The organism is Protofrankia sp. CiT1 (genome assembly GCF_917627335.1).
Taxonomy (GTDB): Bacteria; Actinomycetota; Actinomycetes; order Frankiales; family Frankiaceae; genus Protofrankia.
Map to the genome: position 1 here is coordinate 38,995 of NZ_CAKJTP010000023.1, position 1,798 is coordinate 40,792.

2 protein-coding genes are annotated in these 1,798 nt (G+C 68.2%); both read right to left on the reverse strand.

The features are described from left to right. Positions 1 to 67 precede the first annotated feature (67 nt). Positions 68 to 553, reverse strand: a complete 486-nt coding sequence (locus MJ785_RS06500; protein ID WP_239308442.1) for a glyoxalase/bleomycin resistance/extradiol dioxygenase family protein — start codon at positions 551 to 553, stop codon at positions 68 to 70. Positions 554 to 690: 137 nt separating this feature from the next. Then, complete coding sequence (locus tag MJ785_RS06505) at positions 691 to 1,539, reverse strand: hypothetical protein (RefSeq protein ID WP_239308443.1); 849 nt, start codon at positions 1,537 to 1,539, stop codon at positions 691 to 693. Between the last annotated feature and the right edge of the window lie 259 nt (positions 1,540 to 1,798).

The window sequence follows — 1,798 nt, forward strand, 5'->3', positions numbered from 1 at the left end:
ATGGACAGAGGCCGGGATATGGGCCGCGGCGAGGCCGCTGCTCCTTCCCCGTGCGCCGGGGATGGGCTCAGCTCTGGTCGTCCGCCGCGCCGCCCATGACCTCGGCCGCGCGGCGGGCCAGCTCCTCGGCCGGGACGTCTTCAACATGGGTCGCCACGGACCACCGGTGACCGAACGGGTCCTCGAACTGCCCGGAGCGGTCGCCGTAGAACTGCTTCTCGACTGGGCGCAGGCTTTTGGCGCCGGCCTTGACCGCGCGGTCATGGGCCGCGTCGGCGTCCGTCACATACACGTGGATGCTGACCGGCGTTCCGCCTACGGTCCGCGGGCCCGCCGCGTCCATCTCGGGGAACTCGTCCGACAACATGATCATAGATGTGCCGATCACGAGCTCCGCATGGCCGATCTTTCCTCCCGGGGCGCCGATACGCATCCGTTCGGTTGCCCCGAGGACCTGGGTGTAGAAATCGATGGCGTCGGCCGCGCCGTCGACGTGCAGGTACGGGGTGATCACGGGGTAGTCGGCGGGGATCGGCTCGACTGCTGTCGTCATGGTTCCTTCTCCTTGGTCGGCTGACGCTGTGGGATTCGGTAGCTCGGGGGGTTGGCTCGGGGTTTGGCGATGTGCCCGGTCCGCCAGGCGGCGTGTGCTCGACGATAGCACATATGTTCGAATGAAGGTGGCCGCCGTCACCTTGCGGGCCACCAGGGGACGAACTGGTCATGTGCCGGGTCTTCCCAGACGGCCCACGGCCGGACACCGGAGCTCCACAGCTTCTCCAGGATGAGACGGTCCTTGGCCGTGTCCATGGCGCGCCAGAACCCGCGGTACCGGTAGCCGCCCAGCCGGCCGGCCCGGACCAGCCGGCCGAACGGCGCGTCGACCAGATCCTCGCCCGGATGGAGGATGTCAAAGATCGCGGGCCGTAGCACGAAGAATCCCGCGTTCACCCACACGTCCTGTTCCGCCATGGGAGCGATTTCGCTGATCGTGGTTGACCGAGGCTGGAAGTCGACGGTGTGGATGCTCTCGGGCGGCCGTACGGCGAGCAGCGTGGCGACGGCGCCGGACCGGTGCGCCTCGTCGATCATTTGCGGCAGCGGGACGTCGGACAGGCCGTCCGCGTAGTTCGCGAGGAACAGGTCTTCGCTGTCAACCAGGCGCCGCACCGCCCGGAGGCGTTGCCCCACCGGCGCGCTGAGCCCGCTGTCGACGATCGTGACCGACCACCCGGCGGCCTCACCGTCGAGCAGATGATGTCGCGGCACACCCGGCAGCGCCGTCGGCTCGTCGGCACGCTTGCTGGCGAGATTCCCAACCCAGGCGCGGACGAACTCGCCCCGGAAGCCCACGCAGAGCACGAAGTCGGTGTGCCCGTATGTCGCATACCATTTCATGAGGTGCCAGAGAATGGGTTTTCCACCCACCAGGTGCATCGGCTTCGGCGCGTCCGTGGCACGTTTCGGCACAAATACCTGGTCCGCGCCCGTTCCCAGCAGACGCTGTCCCTGGCCGCCGCAGAACAGAACAACCTTCATGCTGGACTCTTTTCCCGCGTACGCACACGGCAGGCGGGCCCACACCGGTATTCGCCCCCGCCGCTGCGTCCGGTGGTGCACGTGTCCGGGTTTGTCCTACGGTGTGTTCCGGGAGTCGTCGTTCGAGCGGGAAGCCGCGTCCAGGTGGCTGCTGGCAAGGCCGCGGGCCACACCGATACCGGCTGAGCCGATCGCTTCGGCGCCCACCGCCCGCATCCTGGCCGACCAGCCGGTAGCTTCGCTTCCGCCGATACCCGGC

Coding starts and splice junctions, on each gene's coding strand:
- MJ785_RS06500 (WP_239308442.1), bottom strand. CDS start 553: ATGACGACAGCAGTCGAGCCGATCCCCGCCGACTACCCCGTGATCACC.
- MJ785_RS06505 (WP_239308443.1), bottom strand. CDS start 1,539: ATGAAGGTTGTTCTGTTCTGCGGCGGCCAGGGACAGCGTCTGCTGGGA.